21 protein-coding genes and 1 tRNA gene are annotated in these 23,744 nt (G+C 60.6%); 4 read left to right on the top strand and 18 right to left on the bottom strand.

Annotation, left to right across the window (positions count from 1 at the left end):
* Nucleotides 1-18: 18 nt before the first annotated feature.
* From BVH06_RS11830 to BVH06_RS11895, 14 genes are all read right to left on the bottom strand, one after another.
* The gene (locus tag BVH06_RS11830; RefSeq protein WP_075934199.1) at nucleotides 19-915 is read right to left on the bottom strand and encodes a methyltransferase domain-containing protein; all 897 of its coding nucleotides are present in this window, start codon (nucleotides 913-915) and stop codon (nucleotides 19-21) included.
* Nucleotides 916-1,059: 144 nt separating this feature from the next.
* Nucleotides 1,060-2,304 carry a flagellar hook-associated protein FlgL gene (gene flgL, locus BVH06_RS11835; RefSeq protein WP_075934200.1) on the bottom strand — a complete coding sequence of 415 codons (1,245 nt, stop codon included), beginning with the start codon at nucleotides 2,302-2,304 and terminating at the stop codon, nucleotides 1,060-1,062.
* A gap of 152 nt (nucleotides 2,305-2,456) precedes the next feature.
* On the bottom strand, nucleotides 2,457-4,496 hold the full coding sequence (gene flgK, locus BVH06_RS11840) for a flagellar hook-associated protein FlgK (RefSeq protein WP_075934201.1): 2,040 nt from the start codon (nucleotides 4,494-4,496) through the stop codon (nucleotides 2,457-2,459).
* 6 nt (nucleotides 4,497-4,502) lie between these two features.
* The gene (flgJ, locus tag BVH06_RS11845; protein WP_075934202.1) at nucleotides 4,503-5,726 is read right to left on the bottom strand and encodes a flagellar assembly peptidoglycan hydrolase FlgJ; all 1,224 of its coding nucleotides are present in this window, start codon (nucleotides 5,724-5,726) and stop codon (nucleotides 4,503-4,505) included.
* Between the two features lie 12 nt (nucleotides 5,727-5,738).
* Nucleotides 5,739-6,836, bottom strand: a complete 1,098-nt coding sequence (locus tag BVH06_RS11850; RefSeq protein ID WP_075931374.1) for a flagellar basal body P-ring protein FlgI — start codon at nucleotides 6,834-6,836, stop codon at nucleotides 5,739-5,741.
* Between the two features lie 11 nt (nucleotides 6,837-6,847).
* Nucleotides 6,848-7,561: a flagellar basal body L-ring protein FlgH gene (gene flgH, locus BVH06_RS11855; protein ID WP_075931078.1), complete on the bottom strand. Its 714-nt coding sequence runs from the start codon at nucleotides 7,559-7,561 to the stop codon at nucleotides 6,848-6,850.
* Nucleotides 7,562-7,621: 60 nt separating this feature from the next.
* Entirely contained in the window at nucleotides 7,622-8,407 is a 786-nt protein-coding gene (gene flgG, locus BVH06_RS11860; RefSeq protein WP_027906148.1) for a flagellar basal-body rod protein FlgG, read from the bottom strand.
* 45 nt (nucleotides 8,408-8,452) lie between these two features.
* Entirely contained in the window at nucleotides 8,453-9,193 is a 741-nt protein-coding gene (locus tag BVH06_RS11865) for a flagellar basal body rod protein FlgF (RefSeq protein ID WP_075931079.1), read from the bottom strand.
* Nucleotides 9,194-9,384: 191 nt separating this feature from the next.
* Nucleotides 9,385-10,866 carry a flagellar hook protein FlgE gene (locus BVH06_RS11870; protein ID WP_075931080.1) on the bottom strand — a complete coding sequence of 494 codons (1,482 nt, stop codon included), beginning with the start codon at nucleotides 10,864-10,866 and terminating at the stop codon, nucleotides 9,385-9,387.
* A gap of 43 nt (nucleotides 10,867-10,909) precedes the next feature.
* Nucleotides 10,910-11,581 carry a flagellar hook assembly protein FlgD gene (gene flgD / locus BVH06_RS11875; RefSeq protein WP_075931081.1) on the bottom strand — a complete coding sequence of 224 codons (672 nt, stop codon included), beginning with the start codon at nucleotides 11,579-11,581 and terminating at the stop codon, nucleotides 10,910-10,912.
* A 14-nt stretch (nucleotides 11,582-11,595) separates the two neighbouring features.
* Complete coding sequence (flgC, locus tag BVH06_RS11880) at nucleotides 11,596-12,039, bottom strand: flagellar basal body rod protein FlgC (RefSeq protein ID WP_027906146.1); 444 nt, start codon at nucleotides 12,037-12,039, stop codon at nucleotides 11,596-11,598.
* Between the two features lie 11 nt (nucleotides 12,040-12,050).
* On the bottom strand, nucleotides 12,051-12,461 hold the full coding sequence (gene flgB, locus BVH06_RS11885) for a flagellar basal body rod protein FlgB (RefSeq protein ID WP_075934203.1): 411 nt from the start codon (nucleotides 12,459-12,461) through the stop codon (nucleotides 12,051-12,053).
* 286 nt (nucleotides 12,462-12,747) lie between these two features.
* Nucleotides 12,748-13,575 (bottom strand): protein-glutamate O-methyltransferase CheR, encoded by an 828-nt coding sequence (gene cheR / locus BVH06_RS11890; protein WP_075934204.1) that lies wholly within the window; start codon nucleotides 13,573-13,575, stop codon nucleotides 12,748-12,750.
* A 101-nt stretch (nucleotides 13,576-13,676) separates the two neighbouring features.
* Nucleotides 13,677-14,600, bottom strand: a complete 924-nt coding sequence (locus tag BVH06_RS11895; protein ID WP_075931085.1) for a chemotaxis protein CheV — start codon at nucleotides 14,598-14,600, stop codon at nucleotides 13,677-13,679.
* A 79-nt stretch (nucleotides 14,601-14,679) separates the two neighbouring features.
* Between BVH06_RS11895 and flgA the strand changes: the two genes are divergently transcribed.
* The 4 genes from flgA to BVH06_RS11915 all read left to right on the top strand — a co-directional run bounded on the left by flgA (nucleotide 14,680) and on the right by BVH06_RS11915 (nucleotide 17,320).
* The gene (flgA, locus tag BVH06_RS11900; protein ID WP_075934205.1) at nucleotides 14,680-15,438 is read left to right on the top strand and encodes a flagellar basal body P-ring formation chaperone FlgA; all 759 of its coding nucleotides are present in this window, start codon (nucleotides 14,680-14,682) and stop codon (nucleotides 15,436-15,438) included.
* Nucleotides 15,439-15,583: 145 nt separating this feature from the next.
* Nucleotides 15,584-15,919, top strand: a complete 336-nt coding sequence (gene flgM / locus BVH06_RS11905) for a flagellar biosynthesis anti-sigma factor FlgM (RefSeq protein WP_075931087.1) — start codon at nucleotides 15,584-15,586, stop codon at nucleotides 15,917-15,919.
* 106 nt (nucleotides 15,920-16,025) lie between these two features.
* On the top strand, nucleotides 16,026-16,493 hold the full coding sequence (locus BVH06_RS11910) for a flagella synthesis protein FlgN (RefSeq protein WP_075934206.1): 468 nt from the start codon (nucleotides 16,026-16,028) through the stop codon (nucleotides 16,491-16,493).
* A gap of 77 nt (nucleotides 16,494-16,570) precedes the next feature.
* Nucleotides 16,571-17,320 (top strand): flagellar brake protein, encoded by a 750-nt coding sequence (locus BVH06_RS11915; RefSeq protein ID WP_075931089.1) that lies wholly within the window; start codon nucleotides 16,571-16,573, stop codon nucleotides 17,318-17,320.
* A 10-nt stretch (nucleotides 17,321-17,330) separates the two neighbouring features.
* On the opposite strand, the gene BVH06_RS11920 is transcribed toward BVH06_RS11915, so the two are convergent.
* The 4 genes from BVH06_RS11920 to BVH06_RS11935 all read right to left on the bottom strand — a co-directional run bounded on the left by BVH06_RS11920 (nucleotide 17,331) and on the right by BVH06_RS11935 (nucleotide 23,684).
* Entirely contained in the window at nucleotides 17,331-18,665 is a 1,335-nt protein-coding gene (locus BVH06_RS11920; protein ID WP_075931090.1) for an MFS transporter, read from the bottom strand.
* 171 nt (nucleotides 18,666-18,836) lie between these two features.
* Nucleotides 18,837-19,493, bottom strand: coding sequence for a YceH family protein (locus BVH06_RS11925; protein ID WP_371915286.1), 657 nt, complete (start codon nucleotides 19,491-19,493; stop codon nucleotides 18,837-18,839).
* A 426-nt stretch (nucleotides 19,494-19,919) separates the two neighbouring features.
* Nucleotides 19,920-19,994: transfer RNA gene (locus BVH06_RS11930), tRNA-Arg, on the bottom strand.
* Between the two features lie 222 nt (nucleotides 19,995-20,216).
* Nucleotides 20,217-23,684, bottom strand: coding sequence for an indolepyruvate ferredoxin oxidoreductase family protein (locus tag BVH06_RS11935; protein WP_075934207.1), 3,468 nt, complete (start codon nucleotides 23,682-23,684; stop codon nucleotides 20,217-20,219).
* Nucleotides 23,685-23,744 lie beyond the last annotated feature (60 nt).

Consider the following 23,744-nt stretch of genomic DNA (forward strand, 5'->3'; position numbering starts at 1 on the left):
AGCGATCTCCGGCGGCATTCAGCCCAAATGCGAAGCGATCACGCCCTGCGCTGCACGCAAACAGGGAATGCCCTGCAGCACAGGATAGGCCAGACCCGACTGGGGCGAATAAAGGGTATTTTCTATGGGGCGCAGGACGCCTCGAGAAACGGGGCATCCCCAACGCGCAGGATTATCAGCGTAATCCGCGCTTTTTTCGATGATGGTCAGCGCCGTCGGATTAAGGGGATTAGCGCTGTGATCGAACAACCGGTGCTCCAGCACCTTGTAACCCAGCGCCTTGGCGGTCTGCGGCAAGGCCCGGCAATAACGGTGGTGATCCATGCGCTGGCGGGCTTCGGCGCTGGCCAGCTCATAGCCCGGTTCCAGCAATATCAGATAACGCCCTGTTACGCGGTACAACTCACGCAACAGCACATCCTCTCGACCTCTGTTCGGCTCAAGGGTGTGGGAGGTTAGAACCACATCGAATGCATGGTCGTCAGCAGGCACCTGAGAGAGGCTGGCGCAGCAGAGGTCGGCGACTTGGCCGAGACTCGACAACCAGCGGCGGGCTACATTCAGACGGGACCATGACAGATCAAACCCGAAAACCGGCAGCCCTTGAGGTAGCTCGCTTTGAATACAGGATAGCGTGGTAGCCTCGCCGACACCGGCTTCAAGCAGACTTCGCACGGAACCCAGTTGACGAATTTCAGCCGCAATGGCTGCACCGTAGGCATGCTTGCGCGCTGCGAACTCCGGATCGTCCATCGCAGCAACGTAAGTACCCGCTTGCAGATCGTAGGCCAGCTCGATGATGCGTTCATCACTGTCGGCTTGCCCCCAGTACTCGCGTAACCACTGACTCAAATTGATGCCATTGGCGTACAACTCACGCAAGTGCGAAAGCGACAGCTCGCCTGATCTGCTCATCTATATCCTCAACCGCACCCTGATCGTTAATACCGGCTTCCAGCCGCGGCAACAGTCAAAAAATCGCCGATAGCGTAGCAGAACGAGCAATTGCAATAATCTGGCCAATGGGAAGACTGCAAGCGCTCAACTTAAGTAGCAAGGTTAAAGTTTATTGAACAGACTCAACCCAGCTATCTTGACGTAGCTTTGCTGAGAGGCCTCCAGAACAATCGACTGGAATGACAGTCTCGATAAAGCTTCAGGATAATCCAGCTCACGCAAATCCGCCTGTACCGACTTGTTGACCAGGGCAACATCTTCGTTGTCCGTCAGCGTACTTTCGACGATATTCAAGCGCGCACCGATTTCACCGCGGGTACTGTCAATGGTGATGCTGGCGTGCGAAAGATTGGTGATCGCCTGAGCCACGGCGTCACGTACTACACGGCCGCCCTCTGTGGTGGCGGGCGCCTCCTCGAGAGATCTGCGCAGATTGGCGATGGTATCGAGCACGCCCTGCTTCTGGCGATTGGGATCGGATGTCACGGTGACCGTATCACCCGCAGCCGGAGCCCCATCGAAATTGATCACCACGCCGCGAAAGACCAGCTTGTCGGTAGAGTCGGGATTCTCATCCATGGATCCGGTAGCGAGCGCGGGCGTGGTGGTTCCGGCGGCAAAAATCTCATAGCTGTTGGCATCCGGGTTACCGAACACGATGTCGACGCCATCTTCCGGAAAGGCGGGCGAACCCGTGAAGGCGACCTCGTCCTGAACCAGCGGAGTCGAGGCACGCAACGTCGACCCGGGCTGTGCAGCGATGGACGCGTCCAGACGCCCAGCGTTGGTGACACTCTGGAAAACCTTCTTGCCGTTATCACTGATCGCCACGTTGAGCGAGCTGGCGATTTCGAGTTTGCGCTGCCCCTCATCCCCTTGGTAGGAGTAAGTGCCGTCAGCATTGCGTACGAAGGGTTCAGCCTTGCCCTGAAAACCCGAGAACAGATATTCGCCGCGAGCGTTCTTGGTATTCATCAAGCCAAGCAGTTCGTCCTCGCGCTCGCGCAGTTCGGCTGCAATGGACTTTCGATCATCCACGCTCAGCGAGCCATTACCGGCACGCACGGCCAGCTCCTGAACGCGCTGCAGAACGGTATTTACCGAGTTGAGCGTGACCTCCTCCTGATTCAGGCTGTTCTTTGCAGCGGTAAGGTTGTCGTTGTACTGCGTCAACACATTCTGCTGCTGCTCGAGCTGCAGCAAACGCACCGACGCCACCGGATCATCGGCAGGCGTGAGGATACGATTGCCGGTGCTGATCTGTTCCTGGGTGCGAATGGCATTGGCGTAGTTGCGCTGCAGGCCTTGAACGCCGTTGTTGAACGCCTGGAGAGTGGAAATACGCATAACTGCCTCGTCTTCTCTAGCGGTAACTGGCGCTTACCAGAGCCGCACCCGTCTTGGGATTTGCTCCCTGCCTGGCCTTAGCCAGGCGGGGAGCCGGAAATCGTTTATTTGCAACCGGTAGCGGCAGCCCTAATGAGCCAAGCCAAAGGCTACTACCTGAACGCTCCGATCAGGGTATCGAACAAAGAGCGCGCAACTTGAATCACTTGGGCCGACGCGTTGTAGTACTGCTCGAACTTGATCAGGTTGGCAGCCTCTTCATCGAGGTTGACCGCTGAAAGTGAGTCACGGTTGTCCTGCGCCTGTTTGAGAATAGCACCGGTCGCCTCGTTATCCTGACGGGCCTGGGCGGTCAGGGTGCCGACCCGCTCGATCAGGTCGCCGTAGCTGTCGGTAAAGCTCGAGCCCGTGCTGATACCGGTGACGCTGGGATCGACGCCAACCACCTGCTTGCTCTGCAGCCCTACCAGGGCGAGAGCATTACGGTTGTCGGACACCCCGTTGAGGTTGAAGGCGATATCGAAGCGATCGCCATTTTCCGGGCGGCCGCTAACGCTCATGTTGACGCTGGTGCCATCCGCCAGGGTCAGTTGATAGTTATTCTGCTGGCCGGGCTGGAACAGCGGGGTCGGCGGCGGCGTGATCGGCTGCCCCTTGTTGTCCACGCGGGTCAGCGTCGCCCCGGCTGGTAGACCGGTGAAGTTGCCGCCTGCCGAATCGTAGGTCAGGGTGATCGGCGGAAAAGCTGCTTGCAGCGCTGCCGGATCGATATTGCTGCCGGTAGATTGCAGGGTCGGCTGGCTGATCACCCCATTGCCGCGGTTCTGCAGGTTGGCCTCGGCGCGAATCGGCGCAGCGAAGGCCAATTGATCAGCCTGATCCAGCACGGTGGTCATCGTCGAGGCGCCGATACGGGTTGGCTGCAGCACGAAGGAGTCGCCGGCAGCAGGCGTTGGCGTGCCGATCACCACCTGAAAACCCTGATTGCGGCCAGCGCTATCCTGAAAGCTCAGGGTGCCAGCCGGGTTCTGGGTCACGGTCATCGGCTGGTTGTCGCTCAGGCGACGTGCCGAGTAGTTGGTGCCGTCGAACTCCAGTCGGTAATCGCTGGTGGTCAGTACGGAGCTGTTGGTGATGTTCAGTACTGGCGATGCGTTACTGCTGTTGGTCGACGACGGCAGCACCCGTAAGCGCGCCACCGCGGCCTCGTTGTAGTCCCCGAAAAGCGCAGCGCCTACCTGCCCCTTCAGGTCCAGACCCTGCCCCAGCTGACTGTTGACCTGGTCATTGATCGATAGCGCCAGGCGCCCCAGCGAGTTGAAGGTCTTGTCCAGCACCTCTTCGCGGTAACGCAGGATGCCGCCCAACTCGCCGCCCGTCACCTGGGTGGTGACGGTTTGCCGGGAGGCGCCGACGATGAACTGGATCTCGGAGCGATTAGGGTCATTGACGCCGGGCACTACCTCCAGGCGAGCGGCACTGCTGCCAACCACCAGCGGCTGACCGGAACCGATGAAGACGTTCTGCGTGCCGTCGTTCTGCGCCACGACGTTGACGCCCACGAACGTCGACAGCTGGCGCAGAGCTTCCTCACGCGCATCCAGCAGGTCGTTGGGCTGGCTGCCATTGGCCTGGGCAATCGCGATGGACTCGTTGAGGCTGGCGATGGAACTGGAAAGCCGGTTGATCTGCTCGGTAACAGCGCCCATCTGCTTATTGGCGAAGCTGTTCTGCTCGTTCAGCCGGTCGTAGACCGTATTGAAGCGGCGGCTCAGGCCTTCGGCCTCGGAAAGCACCAACTGCCGGGCAGGCAGGTTGGACGGATCCTCGGCGGCCGTCTGCAGCGCGGAGAAGAATTTCTGCAGCGACGGGGTAACGCCCGTGGTCGTGCCGGCCAGCAGCGAATCGAGCTGGTCGATCTGGCTCTTGTAGGCCTTCACGTCGCTACTCAGTGCAGTGCTGCTACGCAGTTGGGTGGTGAGAAACTCACTGTAGCTGCGGCGAATGTCCACCAGCGAGGTGCCGCTGCCGATATAGCCGGCACCGCTGAACTGCGGCGTCTGCGTGGCCTGGATGGTGTCCTGGCGCGAGTACCCCGGTGTGTTGATATTGGTGATGTTATGGCCGGTAACCGACAGCGAAGTCTTGTTCGCCGACAGGCCCGACAGGCCAATGCTCAGTAGGTCAGCCATGCTTCATCATCCCTTGTTCGAGGGCGCGCCGTTGGCGGCGATCATCTGGTAGGTCGACAGCTTGCGGGCGATCTGCGAGACCTTGCGGGCATACTGCGGATCGGTAGCATAGCCGGCCTTCTGCAGCTCACGGGCGAACTGCTCGGGGTTGGCGGTGGAGCTCAACGCCTTTTCGTAGCGCCCGTTGCTTTGCAGGAAGCTCACGTAATCCTCGAAGCTGTGGGCGAAGGATTCATACGAGCGAAACGAGGCGGCTTCTTTCACCGGCTTGCCGTTCTGGTATTCGGTTGTCATTACCCGGGCAGAATCACCGCCCCAGGTGTTGTGGGTCTTGATGCCGAACAGGTTGTAGCTGCTGCTGCCATCACCCTGCTTGATGATCGACTTGCCCCAGCCGGTTTCCAGCGCCGCCTGAGCGACCAGGTAGGTCGGATCGACGCCCAACTTGGCCGCGGCCTTTTCGGCCATCGGCAGCATGGTTTCCATGAATTCCTTGGCCGATTTGAACGTCGTGCGGCCAGCGATTTCTTCGCTACCGTTGATGTTCAGGCGGCGTTCGGCCGGCGCGGCGTAGGCCTTGGCGGGCAACCAGTCGCCCTTTGCCAGGGGTTTGCCGACGGCATCGCCGGCTGGCGTATTGGCTACGGTAGTCGCTGTGGCCGACTCGGCGCCCGGCACGATGCCGGCCTCGATGCGCTGGGCCAGCTTGCCCGGCAACGACAGGCGACGCTGGTTGATCAGCGTCATGTCGTTGCGCTCGGGATCGACCGCGGCGGTGATCTTCTCGACACGCGCAGGCGCCCCATCGGCAGCCGCTTCGTTACGCGCCAGCGGCTTGCTCGGTGCAGCCGGCACGGGGGCGTCGACCTGGGCGAACGGATTGGGGCGTTCGCTGACGTTCTTCATCTTCGACATTTGCCGAGCCATCACGTCGGCCAGGCCGATACCGTTCTTGTTGCCAGCCATGGTCACCGACAGTTGCTGGTCGTACATGTCCTGGTAGGTTTTGGCCTCGTTGCTGTTCATGAAGTTGCCTTCACCGAACACTTCGTTGGCCGAACGCATGGTCTTGAGCATTTCATTGAGAAACAGCGACTCGAACTCCTTCGCGACCTTGCGAATGTTCTCTTCGTTATCGCCGCCGACCTTGAACTGGTTGAGGCGATTGAGATCGGTGTAGGCGCCGCTGTCGACGGTGCTGGTGCCGGCGGCCGAGAGTCGAGTATCCATGTCGCGTGTCCTTTAAATCACGATCAGGTCAGCCTGCAGAGCGCCGGCTTGCTTGAGCGCCTCCAGGATAGCCATCAGGTCGGAAGGCGCAGCGCCCACCTGGTTCACCGCCCGCACGATCTCGTCGAGAGTGGTGCCCGGACCGAACTTGAACATTGGTTTCTTTTCTTCGTCGGCGCCGACGCGCGAACGCGGCACCACGGCGGTTTCGCCACCGGACAGCGCACCCGGCTGGCTGACGATCGGGTCTTCGGTGATGGTCACCGTCAGGCTGCCGTGGGTCACGGCCGCAGGCTGCACGCGCACGTTCTGGCCGATGACGATGGTGCCGGTACGCGAGTTGATGATGACCTTGGCCACCGCCTGGCCGACATCCACTTCCAGGTTTTCCAGGATCGACAGGTAGTCGACGCGCTGGCTCGGGTCGAGCGGCGCGCTGACGCGAATCGAGCCACCATCCAGCGCCTGGGCGACGCCTGGGCCGAGCAGTTCGTTGATGTGATCGACGATGTTCTTGGCGGTGGTGAAATCCGGGCGATTGAGGTTCAGCGTCAGCGTGTTGCCCTGATCGAAGCCGCTCGGCACCGGGCGCTCGACGGTGGCGCCGCCGGGAATACGACCGGCCGACGGAACATTGACGGTGATGCGCGACCCATCGGCACCGCTGGCGTCGAAGCCGCCAACCACCAGGTTGCCCTGGGCGATGGCATAGGTGTTGCCGTCGATCCCCTTTAGCGGGGTCATCAGCAGGCTGCCACCGCGCAGGCTCTTGGCGTTACCGATCGAGGAAATGGTGATGTCGATGGTCTGCCCCGGCTTGGCGAACGGCGGCAGGTCGGCATGGATGGACACCGCCGCGACGTTCTTGAGCTGTACGTTGCCGCCTTCCGGCACCTTGATGCCGAACTGCGCCATCATGTTGTTGAAGGTCTGCACGGTGAACGGCGTCTGGGTAGTCTGGTCGCCGCTGCCATTGAGCCCCACGACCAGGCCGTAGCCGATCAACTGGTTACTGCGCACGCCCTGAATGCTGGCCAGGTCCTTGAGCCGATCGGCCTGAGCGGTCGAGGCCAGCAGCAGCGCAGCAACGGTGATGAGCCATTTACGCATGATCATTGACCTCAGAACGGAAACAGCGGGCTGGCGAAAAACCGGTCCAGCCAGCCAGGCTGGCTGGCATCGGCAAAGGCACCGGTGCCGGAGTAGGTAATGCGCGCGTCGGCGATACGGGTCGAAGCCACGGAGTTGTCACGGGCCACGTCGTCGGAACGAACCAGGCCGGCGATACGCACCAGCTCGTCGCCGGTGTTGAGAGTCATCCACTTCTCGCCGCGCACCACCAGCAGGCCGTTGGGCAGCACTTCGGCGACGGTCACGGTGATCGAGCCGGTCAGGCTATTGCTCTGCCCAGCCTGGCCGGAACCATCGGTACTGCGCTGCGCGCCGTACTGAGCGCTGAGGCCGAGATCATCGGCCTGCAGCGGGTTCAGGCTGGAGTTGGGATTGTTGATCGACACCCCGCCGCCGAACAGCGAGGTCAGGCCGATATTGGCGTTGCTGTTCTTGGCGATCTTCGACGTGGCATTCTTGCTCGCCTGGGTGCGCTCGTTGAGGGTGATGGTGATCACATCGCCCACGCGAAAGGCCTTGCGATCGCCATACAGATTGCTTTCGAACCCGGATTGAAAGATCGAGCCGTTGTTCTGCGCGGCCGGCAGTGGCGTGCGTGGCAGCACGGGTGCGTAGTAGGGATCGTTCGGCCGGGCGGCAGGCGCCACGCAGCCACTCAGCACTACGCTGCCGAGAATCGAGAACACACACACCAAGCGGTTCATAACCACTACCTCACAGCGTTCGGGCGTATCAGGGGGTGAGCGAATGCCTACCCCGGGGTCTTAAAGGTTCTGGGTGACGAAGGACAGCATCTGGTCAGCGGTGGAGATGACCTTGGAGTTCATCTCGTAGGCGCGCTGGGTGGTGATCATGTTGACCATCTCCTCGACCACGCTGACGTTGGAGTTTTCCAGCGTATTCTGCAGGGTCGTACCCAGGCCGTTGAGGCCAGGCGTACCGACCTGCGGCGCACCGCTGGAAGCGGTTTCCAGGAACAGGTTGTTGCCGATCGCTTCCAGGCCCGCCGGGTTGATGAAGTCGGCGATCTGCAGGTTACCGACGATCTGCGGCTGCGGGTTACCGGTGGTGGTGACCGACGCGGTGCCGTCTTCGCCGACGGTGAAGGTGCGCACTTCCGGCGGCAGCACGATGGCCGGCTCCAGAGCGAAACCCTGGGAGGTAACCACCTGGCCGTTGGCGTTCAGGTGGAAGCTGCCATCACGGGTATAGGACACCGTGCCATCGGGCATCAGCACCTGGAAGAAGCCGCGGCCGTTGACGGCCATGTCCATCGGCTGCTCGGTAGTCTGCAGGCTGCCGGCGGTGAAGATTTTCTGGGTGCCATTGATGCGCACACCGGTACCGAGCTGCAGGCCGGAGGGCAACTGGCTGTCCTGGCTGGACTGACCGCCGGGCTGGCGACGGATCTGGTACAGCAGGTCCTCGAACTCGGCGCGGTCACGCTTGAAGCCGGTGGTGGACACGTTGGCCAGGTTGTTGGAAATGGTCGTCAGGTTCATGTCCTGAGCGGACAAGCCGGTCTTGGCGACCCACAGTGACGGAAGCATAGCGTTCTCCTCGGGCGCCGGATTCGTGGCGCCGCGTGTTGGTTATCAGCTCATCTGCAAGACGCGCGCCATGGCAGTGTCATTATCTTCTGCAGTGCGCATCATCTTGACGGACAGCTCGAACTGCCGGGACAACGCCAGGATCGAGGTCATCTCCTCGACTGCATTGACGTTGCTGGACTCGAGAAAGCCCGAGGTGATCTGCACCGTGGCGTCGGCCTCCGGCGGCTGAGGGCCGTTGAAGCGGATCATGCCGTCCGTGCCCTTCTGCATCTGTTTTTGATCAGGGTTGACCAGGCGCAGCCGGTCGACTTCAGCGAGCACCCGGGGCGCCTCGCCGAGAGCGCGAATGCTGATGGTGCCGTCCTGGCCAATCTCGATTTTCTGCTCCGGCGGCACGGCAATGGGACCGGCATTGCCCATCACCGGCATACCGTTGCCGGTACGCAACATGCCTTGGGCATCCACGTTGAGGCTTGCGGTGCGAACGTAAGCCTCGGTGCCGTCGGGGGCCTGCACGGCCAGCCAGCCCTTACCGCCGATGGCGACGTCCAGATCGCGCCCGGTTTCCTGCAGCGTGCCGGGGGTGAAGTCGGTACCCGGCCGTTCGCTCATGGCGAATACACGAGAAGGCTGGCTCTCGCCGAAAATCGGCATCGAACGCGCCTGCTCGAAATCACGACGAAAACCGGTGGTGGAGATGTTCGCCAGATTGTTGGCGTGGGCACGCTGGGCCAACGTGTTGTTGTGGGCACCAGTCATGGAGACGTACAGCATTTTGTCCATGTTTTCCTCCGAGGTGGGCAACGCGCCCGCGACTCTGACAAAACCTCAATAGCAATACACGTGCCACATTTCAAAAACAATATTAAGCCTATGAATATAAAGGAATTTAATAAAACAAAAAGGCTCCCGAGGGAGCCTGTAATTTGTCGCTCGGCGAGCCGTTGCCGGTTTCGGCAACGGCTCCCTGACGCTTAACGCAGGTTGATGATGGTCTGCGTGATCGCACTCTCGGTTTCGATGGTCTTGGCGTTGGCCTGGTAGTTACGCTGCGCCACGATCAGGTTGACCAGTTGATCGGACAGTTCGACGTTGGAGTCTTCCAAAGCACCGGCCTGAAGCGTGCCCAGCGTGCCGCTTTTCGGCGTGCCGATCACCGGTTCCCCCGATTCGGAAGACTGCACCCATGCGGTTTTGCCAACCGGCGTCAGCCCCTGCATATTGGCGAAGTTAGCCAGAACCAGCTGACCTTGAACCTTGGTTTGACCGTTTGTATAGCGCGCAAACAACACACCAGTCTCGTCAATTTCCAGCCCGGCCAGCTCGCCCGTGCTGTAACCGTCCTGCACGACCTTGGCGACCGAGAAAGTGCTGTTGAACTGCGTAGAGCCGCGAAAATCGAACTTGATCGCAGCACTGGCCGCAGACCCATTGGGCGCCCAGGTCGTACCTTCGGCATTGGTCGGCGCAGCAGGCACCCAGCCATTCATGTTGATGGAACCATCGGGTGCGACCGTCAGCCCGGCGCTCAAATTAGCCGGATCAATGGCCTGCATTTTACCGGACGCATCGAACGTCACGCCGGCCGACAGCGCCTGAGTGCTGGTCGGATCAAGCGGATTACGGCCGTCGACCAGAATCTTCACATCCCAGCTGTTCGCACCCGTCTTCACGAAATACTGGGTAAAGGAGTGCGCGTTACCCTGGGCGTCGAAGATATTGACCGAGGTAGAGCGGTTGTAACTGGTCGGGTCTGCCGGATTGAACGAGGCATTGGCCGCAGTCGTACCTGCCGTCGCACCCGCCGCATTCGCCGCCGCGAGTTCCGCTGGAGTGGCCGCCGCAGTAGCGGCCGCGATTTCAGCAGGAGTCGGATTGGGATTACCCGGCAAAAGCACGCCATTGAAGGCTGTCTGATAGGCCGTGTCGTAAGCGCTCTGACGCAAAACGGGTACGGACTCAGTGGAGTTCAGGTTGAACGGCTGGGTGATGGTGCTCGTCGAGCGCGGCGCCTGGCTGGCCGTTTCCACTCTCAGATTGCCGATGATGCCATTCTGCAGGTTGCCATTGGCGTCCACACCATAGCCCTGCAGGTTATGCCCGAAGTTGTTTACGATGAAACCTTCACGGTCGGTGCCGAAGTAGCCGGCACGGGTATAGCTGATATCGCCATTGTTGCTGGTACGGAAAAAACCGCTGCCATTGATGGCCAGATCCAGCGAGTTCTTCGTGTAGTTGATGTTGCCCTGGCTGAACAACTGAGACACGTCACTGAGCAGCACGCCGCTGCCGATCGGATTGGAGCCGCTGCTGAGCATGGACGAGGCATACAGGTCGGCAAACTCGGCGCGTGACTGCTTGAAGCCAGCGGTGCCGGCGTTGGCGATGTTGTTACCCGTTACGTTGAGGTCACTGGTCGCAGCACGCAGGCCACTAAGACCGATATTGAACGACATGAAAATTCTCCTTGCCGAAAACCCGGCATTTACAGCCTGTTAATTACTGACCAATGACCTGCACCTGGGACAACGGCACGTTGCCGATTCCTGCCAGGTTAAGCATCAATTCGTTGCCACCCAGGGTTACGCTGTCGACGTTGGCCGGCAACAGCGTGTAAAGCCCTTTGGTTTCGTTGCCGTACGTGGCCTGCGCCTCGAACCTGTAGGTACCTGGTTTCATGACGTTGCCGCTCGAGTCCTTGCCGTCCCAGATGAAGCTGACGTTGCCGGCCTGCTGCTCACCCAGGTTGATACGACTGACCACCGCGCCGGCGCTGTCGTAGACGTTGACGTACACGTTACTGCTGCTGGTCGGCAGCACGGCGCTGGCCTTGAAGCTCTCGCTGGTATCGACGACCGCCTTGTCGACCGGCACGATCACCTTACGCCCGACCAACGAGGAAGCCTGGAGCGCCTGCGAAGACTGATAGCCGGACAGGATGGTCTCCATGCTCGAATTGAGCTTCTCGACCCCCTCAACGGTACTGAACTGCGCCAGTTGCGCGATGAACTCGCCATTGCCCTGGGGCTCCAGCGGGTTCTGGTTGTTCAGCTGGGCCACTAGCAGGTTGAGAAACTGATCCTTGCCCAGTTCCTTGTTCTGCGTGCTGTCCTGCTTGACCTGATACTTGTCCAGTACCGAACTGGAGCTGACGCCATCAACAGTGCTCATCTCTCACTCCCCGCTCACTGACCCAGAGTCAGCACGCGCTGCATCATCTGCTTGGCGGTGTTCATCATTTCCACGTTGGTCTGGAAGGCGCGGCTGGCAGAAATCATGTCCGCCATCTCCTCGACCACGTTGACGTTTGGGTAATACACGTAACCCGCCTCATCCGCCGCCGGATGATTGGGCTCGTAGCGCGGCATCAGGCTGCTCTGGTCCTCCACGATACCGAGCACCTGAACGCCGGCACCGGATTGATCCTGATCGGCGAACAGCGAGCCGTTGGTGCCGCCCTGGGCATTCTGGAAAACGGTGGCGAACACCGGATGGCGTGCGCGATAGGTCTGGTCGATGCTCGACGAAACCGTTTCGGCGTTGGCAATGTTGCTGGAGATGGTATTGAGCCGAGTGCTCTGGGCGCTCATACCGGTTCCGGCGATATTGAAAACACTGGTGAGGGACATATCAGGCTCCTTTATTCACCACGCAGGGCGCTGACGAGCCCTTTGAATTTACTGTTGAGCAGCGTGAAGCTGGTCTGGAAAGCGACCGCGTTCTCGGCGTAATTGGCCTGTTCCACCTGGGCATCGACGGTGTTCTGGTCGATGGAGGGCGCAGTAGGGGTGCGGTAAGCCAGCGCCGCATCACCCATTGGCACGCCTTCTGCTGCTATATGGCGGCTATTGGTGGTTTTAAGCCCCGAGTTGCCGCTACCGCTGCTCTTGGCGGCCTGCTGCGCCAGCACGGAGGCGAAATCCAGATCACGTGCCTTGTAGCCTGGGGTGTCGGCGTTGGCCATGTTGTTGGCCAACACCTCGGCACGCTGGGCACGGAAGCCCAGGGCCTTTTCATGAATGCCAAGTGCGCTGTCGAAACTGATGCTCATTTCAGGAACCTTTGCCGTAGCGGCTCGCCTGTTTACGTGCAGAGACCATAGCAAGGCATGTGCCAACTAAATTTTTTACTTATAAATCAGCAGGATCACCGAAAAGCAGCGGACTTTCGCAGCAATAGCGGCAAAGCTTTTCCGCCGTTTGGCAAGGCAGGGGCGGCAATATCAACGGCGACTTGCCGCTTTTCTGACGCGACGGCGACAAAGCACCGTCGGATGAGCTGGAGCTGAAAAGAAAGCGGGAGGCCCAGGCCTCCCGCTTTTCTCGATGGCGCAAGAATCACTTGGCCTTGTAGATGATGCCTGGGCTGCATTGCACCATCTGATACTTCTCGGGCAAGCCGTTGAGTGCTTCGGAGGCGCCGAGAAACAGATAGCCACCCGGCTTGAGCATGGCGTGAATGCGCGTGAGGATGTCCTTCTTCACTTCCGCCGAAAAATAGATCAGCACGTTGCGGCAAAACACGATATCGAACTTGCCGAGGCTGGCGTAGCTGTCGAGCAGATTGAGCGGGCGGAACTCCACGCGGCTCTTGATGGCCGGCTTCACCACCCAGCGCCCCGGCCCCTTGGGGTCGAAATAGCGCTGCAGACGCTCCTGGGCTAGGCCGCGGCCCATGGCTAGGCTGTCGTACTCGCCGGACTTGCAGTTGTTCAGCATGGTGGGCGACAGGTCGGTAGCCACGATCTGGATACCAGCCTTGAGCTGGCCGATGTTGCTACGCTCGAACTCATCGATGCTCATCGACAGCGAGTAAGGTTCCTGGCCCGAGGAGCAGGCGGCCGACCAGATACGCAGGCGCTGCCCTGGGTAGGCCTTGATCAGCTCGGGCAAGACGCGATTTTTGAGCACTTCGAACGGATAGGTGTCGCGAAACCAGAGGGTTTCGTTGGTGGTCATCGCATCGACCACCTGCTCGCGCAAACCACTGCGCGGCTGGTTCTGCATGCGCTGCACCAGCTCACCCAGGGTCTTGATGCCGTTGGTTTCCATCAGCTTGTTCAACCGGCTGGAAACCAGGTATTGCTTGTTGCTGCCCAGCACGATGCCACAGGCTTTTTCCAGAAAGATCCGGAATTGCTCGAAATCCAAATTACCTGAAGACACTCGTGAGGCCTCGTCCATCTATTGAATCGGAAGCGGCGAACGCGGGTGAAGCGTTCGCCGGTTTGGCTGCCATTACCGAGCAACCCTGGTAACGCTGACGATCAGCCGGCCTTGATGCGATCCACCACCCGGGAAGCCAGATCATCCGGGCGGAACTTCGCCAGGAAGTCGTTGGCGCCCACCTTCTTCACCATGGCCTGGTTGAACACGCCGGACAGCGAAGTATGCAGCAGAATGTGCAGCTTCTGCATGCGCGGATCGGAACGGATCGCGGCGGTCAGGGTATAGCCGTCCATCTCCGGCATCTCGATGTCGGAGATGATCATCAACAACTCCTGCTCCGGCGACTTGCCCTCGGCAACCATGGCCTGCAGGTAATCAAGGGCCTGACGGCCATCGTTCAATGCCGTCACTTCCACGCCGACGGTCTGCAGGCAACGCATCACCTGCTTACGAGCCACAGAAGAATCGTCGACGATCAGTACATGCTGGCTGACGGCCTTGGTCTGCACCTCGACATCGATCACCCCAGCCGAGATCACCTCGGAAGTAGGCGCCACTTCGGCGAGAATCTTCTCTACATCGATGATCTCGACCAGTTTGTCATCCAGCCGCGTGACGGCCGTCAGGTAGTGATCGCGCCCGGTGCCCTTGGGTGGTGGGTGGATTTCTTCCCAGTTCATGTTGACGATGCGCTCGACCGAGCGCACCAGAAAACCCTGAACCTTGGTGTTGTACTCGGTGATGATGACGAAGCTGCCGTTGATGTCACCCAGCGGGCGCTTGCCGGTGGCAATCGACAGATCCAGAATCGGAATAGTGCCGCCACGGATGTTGGCCACGCCGCGAACCACCGGGCTCGACTTGGGCATGATGGTGAGTTTCGGGCACTGCAACACCTCCTTCACCTTGAAGACGTTGATCCCGTACAGCTGAGAGCCGTCGAGACGAAACAGCAGCAGTTCCAGGCGATTTTGCCCAACCAGCTGAGTTCGCTGGTTGACCGAATCCATCACACCGGCCATGTACGGGCTCCCAAGATTCCAGTAACACATCAGATTTGGTTAGCGTAGCAGGCGGCACGCGCCTTGCTTCGAACCAGACATGAATGCACGAATGACAATTATCCGACGCTCGATGGCCAAGAGCCTTCGTTGCCTGGCAGTTTTACCTGCTTTGATGGCGCTCGGCTATAGCACGCTGACAACTGCCTCCGTCACTCTGCCCGATCAGCTTATCGGCGAGACCCAGCGCTTTCTTGAGCAGGCAGTTGCAGACTATTTGCAGCGCAGCAATATTCAGGGGCGCCACGAGGTGCAGATCAACCGGCTCGACCCGCGCCTGCGCCTGCCCTTGTGCGACCAGCCGTTGACGGTCACCCTGGAAACGCCAGCCGAACCGGTCGGCCGGGTGACTATGCGAGTACGCTGTGACGGCACATCACCCTGGACGGTATTCGTCCCTGGGCAGGTTCGCCTCTACCGCGAAGTGGTGACCGTGGTACGCCCGATCAAACGTGAAGGCGTGCTCGGTGAAGGTGACCTGATGCTTGCCGAGCGCGACGTCGGCTTACTCAACCAGGGCTACATGATCGACCTGGAACAGGCGATCGGTCGCAAGAGCACCCGCCCGCTGCTACCCGATCAGGTGCTGTCGCCTACTTTCATCCGCCAGGCGGAAGTTATCCGCCGCGGCGATCAGGTGGTGATCAGCGCCCGCAGCGGCGGCATCAATGTGCGCATGCCCGGTGAAGCGCTTTCCGATGGCGCCGTGGGCAAGCAGATCAGCGTACGTAATCAGAGTTCGCAACGCGTGGTGCGCGCGCGAGTGACCGGCCCTGGGCAGGTTGAAGTATCGATGTGAGAATGCGTCCGGCCAACGCACTGGCTGACGGGCGAGCGAGGCTGTTTTAGACTGTGCGAGCGACGCGACTTTTTTTGCCTAAAGTTTTTCCGGGCACAGCCGACACACTAGGCAAGCGTCCACACACCGTTAGAGGTTTTGCATCATGGTCATCGACTTCAACCGACTCAACAGCTCCACGCCAGCCAGCACCAATCGTGCGGGCAGCACCCAGGGCGGCAAGAACGAAGCCATCGACAACAAGGCTGCCGGCAGCACCGCTACGGCCCAGCCAGCGGCAACAGATAGCAAGAGCGGCGAGTCCGTTCAGCTGAGCAGCGAAGCGCAACAGCTGCAAAAAACCGTCGACAAGCTGCGCGATCAGCCTGCCGTCGATAGCGATCGAGTGGCCAAGCTGAAACAGGCTGTTGCCGACGGCAGTTATCAGGTCGACAGCCAGCGCGTTGCCAGCAAGCTGCTCAATTTCGAATCCCAGCGCTAGTCTTCCGGCTCGCACTGGGGTGTTGGACGCCCGGAAACCGACTTGATGCCAGTCCGCTGCTACAGCAGACGTGCGCCTAGCGGTTCCACTCCAGAGAGTCTGAACCATGAACATCACGCCCCTGCTCGACCTGTTCAACGAGGATATCGGCCACGCAGCGCAACTGCTTGAGCTGATCGAAGCCGAATATGAAGCCCTCGGCAAACATGACCTCAGTAAACTGCAGGAAATCCTGGCGAGCAAACAGCCGCTTCTGGCCACGCTCGACCAACACGGTAAGAACCGCACGCAAGCGTTGGTAAACCTGCAACTGAGTCCTGACCGCTCGGGCTTGAAAGCGCTTGCCGAACGCTCGGACAAGGGCGACGAACTCATTCAGGCCAGCGAACGGCTGAGCGAGTTGCTCGAACACTGCCAGGAAGCCAACCTGCGCAATGGCCGAATCATCCGCACGAGCCAGCAATCCACCGCCAGCATGCTCGGCATCCTGCGCGGCAGCGAAACACCTTCGCTCTATGACAGCAGCGGCGGTACCGCTAAAATCGGCAACAAGCGCCCGCTCAGCCAGGCCTGACATAACGACAAGATGCGCGGTGAAGCCTCTTCGCCTCACCCGACGCAGCAGTACCTTGCCCCGGAGATCACTGGACCGTGTCCAACCCCTTCGCTCAGGACTGTGGCCCGCAACCTCCCAAGGTGCTCAAGGCGCCCGTGGAGATCATTGCCAACCTACGTCTGCTGCAACAACACCATGATCCGCTGACCCTGACTTTTCTGGAGCGCAACCAGCGCTTCCAGAGCTATGTGATCGAGATCGACCGAGAGCGCAACCTGCTGATTCTCGACGAAATGATCCCCAGCGACGGCGAACGCTACCTGCAAAATGGTGAAGCCTTCAGTGTCGAATCGTTGCATGACGGCGTACGCATCGCCTGGGAGTGCCCAACGGGCATGCGCACTGGGGAATACCAGGGCGAACGCTGCTATGTCGGCGTCATCCCCGCCGAGGTGCTCTACCACCAGCGGCGCAATGCCTTTCGCGCTGCACTGAAGCAGTCGGAACAGGTCAAGGTACAGCTAGGCGGAACGCGACTGCGCAATCCTCTCGACGGCTTGATGCTGGACATCTCGGCATCAGGCTGCAAGATCCGCCTCGCCGGCGACGTCGGCAAGCAGCTGCAACCCGGGCAAGTCTATGAAGGATTCTGCGCCCAACTGCCGGTCGGCAAGCTGGAAGCGGCCGTCGAACTGCGGCATACCCGCTACGACGACAAGCTGGACGTTACTTTCGCTGGCCTGCATTTCGACAACCTCAGCGGCCTCCAGCAGCGCCTGATTGAGCGCTTCGTCTACCAGTTGCAGCGCGAGGCGCGCCGCTTCGATAGCGACACTTTTCTATAGCATTAGCGCGTCACGCCGGTGGCGTGGAGGCCGACGGTTGCGAGCTCTCAGTCTGGCTTTCAGTGTTGTCCGACTCGCTCACTACAGGCTCCTGCATCTGTTCCTGCACCACCTGCTCATCGACACGCGGGTCAAGCGCCGCCACCAGTGGTGAAGCGGTCATGTTCACCGGCATGGCCACGTGATGCAGCGGTGCGTCGTCGACCTGGTGCAGGTGGGTGACGATGTTCGAACGAACGCGCCAGACCAGGAACAGCCCGCACAGGCAGAAGAACGCGTACAGCATGTTGGCCCCGAAGAAACGCATCAGTACGCCGACCAGCAGTGGACCGATACAGGCACCCACCCCGAACGTGACCAACAGCATGGCGGTAAGCGACACGCGCCGATCAGTCTCCACGTGGTCGTTGGCGAATGCCACGGCCAATGGATACAGGCTGAATTGCAACATGCTGACGATGAAGCCGACCGAGATCAGCAGCAACAGGGGCGCTTCGGAGAGAACGGCCAGGGGTGAAGCCACCAGCAGCAGTGCAGCCGACATGCCGCGGATCAACTTGACCCGGTCGAAGCGGTCCGAGAGCCAGCCCAGCGGCGCTTGCACGACCAGGCCGGCGAGAATGCAACAGCCCATGAAGATACCGATCTGCTCGGTGGCCAGCCCCATTTCTGCCGCATACAGCGGCGCCAGACCGTAAAAGGAACCGATCATCAGGCCTGCGACGCCGATGGTGGTCAGTGACAACGGCACGCGGCGAAAGAAGAAGCGCATTTCCAATGGTGCAGGTCGCAGGGGCGCCGGGTGCAGACGACGGGTCAGCGCCACTGGCACAAGGCACAAGGCGAATGACAGGGCCACCAGCATCAACAGCTCCAGCCCCAGTGTCGGATGCACCACCAGCACCAGTTGGCCGAGTACCAGGCCTAGGTAGGAAGCCGCCATATAGCCGGCGAACACCAGGCCACGCTGCTTGGTCTCAGCCTGCTCGTTGAGCCAGCTCTCGATCACCATGTACTGACACATCATCCCCAGGCCGACCAACACGCGCAGCACCAGCCATGCCGGCAACCAGTCGAGCAGGCCGTGGCCCAATACTGCCGCGGTCACGACACCGGCACAGGCCACGTAAGCTCGAATATGCCCCACGCGGGCGATCAGCCGATGGCCGATCTTGCCGCCCAGCACCAGGCCGAAATAATTGGCCGCCATCAACGCACCGGCCCATACGCCCTCTCCGGACTCGGCCAGGCGCAACGCCAAGTAGGTGCTCAGCAAGCCGGAACCCAGCAGCATCAGGACGGTGGCGATATAAAGGGAACTGAAGGACTTCCAGATCAAGCGCATTGGACTGCAACGACTCCTTGTACCGGCTCCGAGAGCAGGCCTATGTTCGACGGGCGACCAGGCAAGTCACCTTTCATCCAAGGCTACTGGGCTGCCGCTGTGCCATATGGATGGTGCGCGTCGGGCACAGTTCACTGATTCCAGCGGCTCTGCAAACAAATGCAAAAATGCTCATTCGCCAGCGTTGCTTTCCAGCATCGCCAGCCGCGCTTCCAACGCACTTATACGGGCTTCGAGGGCTTCCAGGCGCTGCGTGGAATCACCCGTCGACGGTTCAGTGCGCTGCGCCCGCTCTTGGAGCTGGGCCTGAGTTTGCTCGGGGTCACCGAGTAGCTGCGCGTAACGATCCTCGCGCTGCCCCGCTTGGCGGCCGACCTGAGCCACGAGCTGCCGGCCGATCATTCGCTCGAGATGGTGCTGCACCTGCTGAGCGTCGTCGAACTCGTACTGGCGACCGCTTCGCGCCAGCAGTTCGCCGGTCGTCTGCGGCCCACGCAGCAACAGCAGGCCAAGCAAAGTCACCTGCGGGGCCACCAACTCGAGCGCCTTGTCGATTCGATGCTCCCAGCGATCGGCTCGGCTGCCCATTACCAGCTTCACGAAGCCCCGCTCTTCCAGGCTTCGCAGCCCCTGCCCTACTGCACCCTGGGTCAGGTTCATCAATGGGTCACGGCTGGTTTTCTGGTTGCAGGCGAGCACCAGCGCATTGAGCGTCAGCGGATAGGCCTCGGGCGTCGTGGCCTGCTTTTCGATCAGGCAACCCAGAATGCGCGTTTCAGCAGCGCTCAGCGGAGAAGTGTCGGGGGAATCTTCGGTCATGTCGCTCACCAAACCTGGAGGTTGCCCCTAGCGTAGCCCGAGTGCAGTGAAGATGACATGCGTGAAAGAGATTTTGTCACCATGCAAGTCGCTGATTTTCAAGACACAAAAAATCAATACCAGCAGGAGGTGAGAAATGAGAATTATTTTTATTGACTAATAATCGAGAATGACTACTATCTACATCACCAGCCGCGAGGCTGGTTGGATAACCTGAATGCTTCCTGGTCGGATGCTTCCAGTTTATCTCCTCATCAGGCTAATCACGGTTATTGACCCGGCTTTTTGCCGGGTCTTTTTTTGCCTGCCATTCCTGACGACACTCCCTTACGGGTGGTCGCAAGCGACGTCGGAATTGGCTCTCGGCGTTTTCTCTTTTTCAGGCTAACGCAAACCGTTGCCACGACCGATGCTAGGATCGAGGCGTGCGGATCATGGCGTCCCCTGCTGGAATCGAACCAGCATCTAGCCCTTAGGAGGGGCTTATTCTATCCGTTGAACTAAGGAGACCCAATTGATCCGGCGCCCTTGGCAGGCTGTTGAAAAACTAGCTGCGTTGCCATCGCGGCGTTAAAAACAGGCTCAAAATGCTCATGTACTACTTGTACACTCCGCTTTTTCGCATGTTTTTGCCTTGCGCTGTCTGCCTCGCCTACGTTTTTCAACGGCCTGTTTGGGCGCCGGGCGGCATGTTAACCAGCGCAAACGGATTTGTCATGTCGCCACGCTCGATCAGGCAGCCGGCTCGAATAGTTTCACGACCACTGCCTGGCCGGCCTTGAGCCTTTCCTGCAGTTGTCGCTCATGCATGCGCGCACGCTCTACCGCTTTTTCCTTGACATGCCCGTAGCCACGAATCTGCTCGGGAAGCTCGGCAATGGCCAGTGCTGTCTCGTAGTGACCCGTACCGAGCGACTCCAGCAACTGACCAACACTGCGCTCGTAGTCTTCGATCAAGGCCTGTTCCAGTTTGCGCTCCTCACTGCGCGCGAACGGGTCCAGCCAGGTACCACGCAGTACGCGCAGTTTGGCCAGCAACTTGAAGGCATTGAGCATCCACGGACCGAAGCTGCGCTTGCGGGGCTCTCCGGTTACCGGATCGGTACGGCTGAGCCAGGACGGCGCCAAGTGGAACTGCAGACGGAAATCGCCCTGGAACTGAGCGTGCAGCGCTTCGCCGAACGCCGCGTCGCTGTATAGCCGTGCCACCTCGTACTCGTCCTTGTAGGCCAGCAGCTTGAAGTAATAGCGCGCCACGGCTTCGGTCAGGCGCTGTCCCGGCTCACTGTCGCGTGCGCGAACGCGGCCGACCAATTGGCGGTAGCGGTCGGCATAGCGGGCATTCTGATAGGCAGTCAGCCGTGCGACGCGGTCTTCGATGACTTCATCGAGCGTGCTGCAGCGCTTGCTGTCATCTCCCTGCGGGCGAACCAGACGCTCGATGGCGGCAGAATCGTAGGCGGCACGCCGCCCCCACAGGAAGGCCTGCTGGTTGAACTCGACCGCCACGTTATTCAACTCGATGGCCTTGTCGATGGCCTGTGCGCTGATCGGCACCAGCCCCTTTTGATAGGCATAACCGAGCATGAACAGGTTGGTGGCGATGCTGTCGCCGAGCAGGCGGGTCGCCAGATGCGTTGCATCGACGAACCAGGTTTTCTCGGCCCCTACCGCGTCGACCAGCGCCTGGCGCATCGCAGGCCCCGGCACCTGGGCGTCGGGATTACGGGTGAATTCCGCCGTAGCGGCTTCGTGGTCGTTGATGACCGCGTGAGAGACCTTCTCATTGAGCTTGGCCAGCGCGTCTTCGCCGGCCGCCACCACCAGGTCGCAACCGATCAGCAGGTCGGCTTCCCCCGCGGCGATCCGCACGGCGTAGATGTCGTCCTGCCGGGCGGCGATGCGCACATGGGTGTTCACCGGCCCGAACTTCTGCGCCAGGCCGGCCTGATCGAGCACCGTGCACCCCTTGCTCTCCAGATGCGCCGCCATACCCAATAGAGCGCCCACGGTGGTCACCCCACTGCCGCCGACGCCGGGCAGAAGGATGTTCCAGGGCCTGTCAAGGGCGGGCTGGCGCGGCTCCGGCAAGGCCACGAACAGCGCCCCGGCACCGAGCGCCTGGGGCTGACGCAGCTGACCGCCGTGCACGGTGACGAAACTGGGGCAGAAGCCATCGAGGCAGCTGAAATCCTTGTTGCAGGCGTTCTGGTCGATTTCCCGCTTGCGCCCCAGTTCGGTTTCCAGCGGCAGCACCGACAGGCAGTTGGATTTCACGCTACAGTCGCCACAGCCTTCGCACACCGCGGAGTTGATGAACGCCCGCCGCGCCGGATCGACCAGCTTGCCGCGCTTGCGGCGTCGACGTTTTTCGGTCGCACAGGTCTGATCGTAGATGATCACCGACACGCCCTTGAAGTCACGTAACTCGCGCTGCACCGCGTCGAGTTCGCGGCGATGATGGAAACTGGTGATCGGCGCGAAGCTGGAGCGACTCGGGTACTTGTCCGGCTCGTCACTGACTACCGCGATGCGCTTGACCCCTTCGGCGAAGACCTGCTGGCTCAACTGGTCGACCCGCAACTCGCCATCCACGGGCTGGCCGCCGGTCATGGCCACCGCATCGTTGTAGAGAATCTTGTAGGTGATGTTCACGCCAGCGGCTACGGCAGCCCGCAGTGCCAGGTGCCCGGAATGGAAGTAGGTCCCGTCGCCCAGATTCTGGAACACATGGGGCGTATCGGTGAACGGCGCCTGACCGATCCAGGTCACCCCTTCGCCGCCCATCTGGGTAAAGGTATCGGTGCTGCGGTTCATCCACTGGGTCATGTAGTGACAACCGATACCGCCCATTGCGCGGCTACCCTCAGGCACCTTGGTCGAGCTGTTATGCGGGCAGCCCGAGCAGAAATGCGGTGTGCGCACGGTGTTGTAACTGCGCGCCGCCAGGGCTTTTTCCTTGGCATCGAGAAAGCCGAGTCGCGCTTCGATGACTGCACTGTTGTAGATCGGCGCCAGGCGCCGGGCAATCACGCGGGCGATCATCGCCGGGGTCAGCTCGCCCAGGTTGGGCAACAGCGACTGGCCATGCTCGTCGAATTCACCGACCACCCTGGGCCGTTTACCGACAGGCCAGTTGTAGAGCTGCCCGGTCAGTTGATCCTCGATGATGCTGCGTTTTTCCTCGACGACCAGAATCTCGTCCAGGCCTTCGGCAAAGCCATGCACGGAAACCGGCTCCAGCGGCCAGCTCATGCCGATTTTCAATACCCGCAGCCCGATCTGTGCGCATAGCGCTTCGTCCAGGCCCAGGTCATCCAGTGCCTGGCGTACGTCGAGATAGGATTTACCGGTCGTAATGATCCCCAAGCGCGGATTGGGCGAATCGAGCATCACCTTGTTCAAGCCGTTGGCATGGGCGAACGCGCGGGCCGCGTAAATCTTGTAGACGTTGAGGCGCTTCTCCTGGGCCAGGGGTGGATCCGGCCAGCGAATGTGCACGCCGTCCTCGGGCAAGGCGAAATCATCGGGGATCACGACCTTGATGCGCTGCGGATCGACATCCACCACCGCGGAAGAATCGACATTCTCGGCGATGGTCTTCAGCGCCACCCAGCAGCCGCTGTAACGCGACAGCTCCCAGCCGATGATGCCGTAGTCGAGGATTTCCTGAACGTTGGCCGGGTTGAGCACCGGCATGGAAGCGGCGATGAAGGCGTGCTCGCTCTGATGGGCGATGGTCGAGGACTTGCAGCCGTGGTCATCACCTGCCAGCACCAGCACACCGCCGTGTGGCGATACGCCGGCCGAGTTGCCGTGCTTGAACACGTCGCCGCTGCGATCGACACCGGGGCCCTTGCCGTACCACATGGCGAACACGCCATCGTAGCGCGCGCCTGGAAACAGGTTGGTCTGCTGGCTGCCCCACACCGCCGTAGCGCCGAGTTCCTCATTGACGCCGGGCTGGAAATGAATGGCGTTCTGCTGCAGAAATTCGCGAGCCTCCCAAAGGCTTTTGTCGAGGCCGCCCAGAGGCGATCCGCGGTAGCCTGAAATGAAGCATGCGGTGTTCAGCCCGGCAGCGGCGTCGCGCTGCTTTTGCAGCATGGGCAGGCGGGTCAGCGCCTGGGTGCCGGTGAGGTACAAATGGCCCGTCGCGAGACGGTATTTGTCGTCCAGACGAATTTCGGCCAGAGACATAAGTCGGCGCTCCTGTTGTTTTTATAGCGACCTGTCAGGTGACACGGTTAATCACCTGCC

The sequence above is a fragment of the Pseudomonas sp. PA27(2017) genome, from assembly GCF_001945445.1.
In the GTDB taxonomy this organism is placed as follows: Bacteria; Pseudomonadota; Gammaproteobacteria; order Pseudomonadales; family Pseudomonadaceae; genus Aquipseudomonas.